The sequence below is a fragment of the Microvirga arvi genome (assembly GCF_016892765.1).
Lineage (GTDB): Bacteria > Pseudomonadota > Alphaproteobacteria > Rhizobiales > Beijerinckiaceae > Microvirga > Microvirga arvi.
In genome coordinates this window covers 1-1,850 of sequence record NZ_JAFEMD010000161.1, presented here as the reverse complement: position 1 = coordinate 1,850, position 1,850 = coordinate 1, and the positions used below count along the sequence as shown (strand labels likewise).

General features: G+C 62.1%; 1 protein-coding gene. It reads left to right on the top strand.

Translation table 11 applies throughout. The features are described from left to right. Positions 1-867: 867 nt before the first annotated feature. A partial coding sequence (locus ILT44_RS30255; RefSeq protein WP_305070729.1) for a DNA translocase FtsK occupies positions 868-1,850 on the top strand: 983 nt, incomplete at its 3' end.

Sequence of the window (1,850 nt, the reverse complement as noted above, 5' to 3'; positions counted from 1 at the left end):
ACCTTGCTGCCGGGCCTCACACCCCGCAGCCCATGCTGGACAAGAACCCCAGAGGAGCCGGATGAACCCGCCGACGACACCGTCGAACCCTCAACCGCTCATGGAAAAGGCCGGAAAGACACACCCCCAGGCCAATAAACCCCGCCACGACACACCAAAGCCCAAAGCAAACCGCCCCAGACCACAAAACAAAAGAACACGGCAGGAATGATCCGGAAGGCCGCCGAAAGCGAAGCACCCCAGATCCAGGAGGCGCTCATATAAACGCCCACAGCCAACTTGCAAGGCCTTTGTTCACGGCCATGCAGCAGACGCCGAAGAATTCACCGCAGCGCCTTCAAAGATATGGGGATGATGCGATCAACTTTGAAGGGAGGGGTGGGGACAAGTGCGCGCTGCCGGACCTCGTGCTGTCCTCCTAAGGCTCTTTTTACCTTTCGCAGGCGTAATCGGGATGCACCTTCTCCCGGGCTGGCTGGCTCAGTCCCAACATCATAACAGACAATGCATTTCAAACGACGGTCCCCATCTTCCGCTGCCCATGGCTATGGCTCACTCAAGCAGGAGGATAACAAACCCGTTTCGGACGACCATGAGGCGCGCCCAGAGGCTGGTCAGGCTCCAAGAGGTCATGGCACCGGTTATCGGGTGGGTGAAGCGACGTCCGCCGAGGGCCGTTCGCGAATGAATCCGGCGCCTGCAGATGGCCTGTCACGCACGCGATCTGTCGAAGCTGCAGCTCCGAGGGGCTCGCAGGGGAGAGGAGCGAATGGAGCCCCGCGGGGTGAGGTCTGGGAACAGTCCTTCTCGATGTCGCCGGAGGTCCGGTTCACGCGCACGCCCGAACGCGTTCTAAAGGAGCGCCGGATGAAGGGAACCTCCCAGCCATCCTCTGATGCCGTGGAGGATCATCGGGCGAGGGAGATTGCCGCCACCCGCATGGACGATCCCGCACCTGCTGTTCAGGAGCGACTACAGGCGCTTCGCAACAAGGCGGCCTCGCAGGAGACCGGCGCTGGCGGAGCTCGCATCTTCAACCGTGCTCCTGCTCAGGAGCGTGAGGCTATCAAGCGGACTGCGGCTCCGGCTCCAGCGGCAGAGGCAGAGGCTGCCCCAAGAAGTAGGAACAACGCCGAGCCTGCCGCTCCGCAGAGGAGAGGCGAACCACCGGCGCAGCCTGTCAGGAGCAATCCAGTCATGCCGGCAGCCTATGAGCTGTCAACGGTTCAACAATCCTATAGCTTCATGTGGCAGCCCGGGACCTATCTGCTCGATCCGTCGCTGCAGCCTGTTCCTGCCACGCCGGTCCAGGCGAAGCGGGAAGAAGATTCTCAACCGGTCAGGAAAGCAGCGGCTCCCGTTAGGGCTGCCGCGCCTGTGCTCGCAAGGCCTCCGCTGCCAGTCCAGCCGGAGATCGCGCCCTGGGAGGATGACGAGGAATATGTCGAAGATATCCTGGACGACGAGGACATCGTCGAGGCGCCGCCGCGGCGCGCGGCTGTTGTAACCCAGCCGCGCGTGAGCCACGTTCCGGCGGTTCCGGTTCCGGCCAATGACAGTGTCCGGCGTGATAATTATGCGTCGGTTTCGATTGGCGTCACGGCTCCGGCCAGAGCCTCCTTCGATTACGAATTGCCTGCACTGGATCTTCTGGCGGAGCCGAAGATCTGGAGCAGCGCAGAAGTTCCTGTCGAGGTGCTGCAGGAGAATGCGGCGACGCTCGAGAACGTGCTGTGGGACTTCAACGTCAAGGGCGAGATCATCAACGTTCGCCCCGGTCCTGTGGTCACTCTCTACGAGCTTGAGCCAGCGCCTGGGACGAAGTCGTCGCGGGTGATTTCTCTGGCCGA